Annotated in this window: 2 protein-coding genes and 1 pseudogene; all 3 read left to right on the top strand. The window is 73.8% G+C overall.

All coding sequences use genetic code 11. The features are described 5' to 3' along the window. Window positions 1-132: 132 nt before the first annotated feature. Window positions 133-777: a precorrin-8X methylmutase gene (locus AC2W7M_RS24910; RefSeq protein WP_486135742.1), complete on the top strand. Its 645-nt coding sequence runs from the start codon at window positions 133-135 to the stop codon at window positions 775-777. Then, on the top strand, window positions 774-1,499 hold the full coding sequence (locus AC2W7M_RS24905) for a precorrin-2 C(20)-methyltransferase (RefSeq protein ID WP_486135740.1): 726 nt from the start codon (window positions 774-776) through the stop codon (window positions 1,497-1,499). The genes AC2W7M_RS24910 and AC2W7M_RS24905 overlap by 4 nt, the downstream gene beginning before the upstream one ends. Next, window positions 1,496-1,708: pseudogene (locus tag AC2W7M_RS24900) on the top strand (SAM-dependent methyltransferase); the annotation flags it as partial. The gene AC2W7M_RS24905 and the pseudogene AC2W7M_RS24900, both read left to right, overlap by 4 nt.

The raw sequence follows: 1,708 nt of genomic DNA, 5'->3' as shown, positions 1-1,708 counted from the left end.
CGCCGCGCGAGAGGACAGCCGCGCCGCGCTGGCGCGCGTCAGCCCGGCGGGCACCGGGACAGGAAGCAGGATGCCGGAAGAGACGATGCCGGAAGAGACGATGGCGGAACGCAAGACATCGGGGAGCCCGGCATGAGCGGCGCGCCCACCGTGCCCGCCTATGAGCGCGACGGCGGCGCCATCTATGCGCGCTCCTTCGCCATCATCCGCGCCGAGGCCGACCTCTCCCGCTTCTGCGAGGACGAGGCCGACCTCGCCGTGCGCATGATCCATGCCTGCGGGCTGGTGGAGGCGGCGCAATTCTTCCGCTTCGGCCCCGGCTTCGTCGCCGCCGCCCGCGCGGCGCTGAACGCCGGCGCGCCAATCCTGTGCGATGCGCAGATGGTGGCGCACGGCGTCACCCGCGCCCGCCTGCCGGCCGGGAACGAGGTGATCTGCACCCTGCGCGATCCCGCCGTTCCCGCGCTCGCGGAGAAGCTCGGCACCACCCACTCGGCGGCGGCACTGGACCTGTGGCGCGACCGGCTGGCCGGCGCCGTGGTCGCCATCGGCAATGCGCCCACCGCGCTGTTCCACCTTCTGGAGATGCTCGACAAGGGCGCGCCGAAGCCCGCCGCCATCCTCGGCATGCCGGTGGGCTTCGTGGGCGCCGCCGAATCGAAGGACGAACTGGCGCAGAACCCGCGCGGCGTGCCGTTCGCCATCGTCGCGGGCCGACTGGGCGGCAGCGCCATCACCGCCGCCGCCCTCAACGCGCTGGCGCGGAGCGGCATATGAGGGGCCATCTCACCGGCGTGGGCGTCGGCCCCGGCGATCCCGAGCTCATCACCCTCAAGGCGGTGCGCGCGCTCGCCGAGGCGGACGTGGTGGCCTATTTCGCCAAGGCCGGCAACGTCAGCCACGCCCGCACCATCGCCGCCGCGCATATCGCCGAGGGCACGCCGGAGCTGCCGCTGCTCTATCCCGTCACCACCGAGATCCACCGCCACGATGCCGCCTACCGCGCCGCCATCGGCGCCTTCTACGACGTTTCGGCCGCCGCCGTCGCCGAGCACCTTATGGCGGGGCGGCGGGTGGCGGTGCTGAGCGAGGGCGACCCCCTGTTCTACGGCTCCTACATGCACCTGCACGTGCGGCTCGCGCCGCGCTTTCCCGCGACCGTCATCGCCGGGGTCACCGGCATGTCCGGCTGCTGGTCGCAGGCCGGCACGCCCATCGCCCAGGGCGACGACGTGCTGATGGTGGTGCCCGGCACCCTCGACGAGGCCGAGCTGACGCGCCGCTTCCGCGAGGCGGATGCCTGCGTGGTCATGAAGGTGGGCCGCAACCTGCCGAAGATCCGCCGCGCGCTCGCCGCCGCCGGACGGCTGGAAAAGGCGCTCTATGTGGAGCGCGGCACCATGTCCGGCTGCGCGCTGGTGCCGCTGGCGACCCGCGAGGAGACGCAGGCGCCCTATTTCTCCATCGTGCTGGTGCCCGGCTGGGAGCAGGCGGCGTGAGCGGGCGCCTCACGGTGGTGGGCCTCGGCCCCGGCGCGGCGGAGCAGATGACGCCGCAGGCGCGCGCGGCGGTGGAAGAGGCGGATACGCTCTACGGCTACGCGCCCTATCTCGCCCGGCTGCCGGCGCGCGCGGCCAGAGCCGCCACGCCTCCGACAACCGCGAGGAATCCAGCGACAGCGGGCGCGGCGGCTCGATGCCGCGGCGGC

Source organism: Xanthobacter sp. BG11Y11_SDJG, assembly GCF_057364445.1.
Note: the sequence above shows the minus strand (reverse complement) of the source record. Positions and strands in the feature narration are given on the sequence as shown.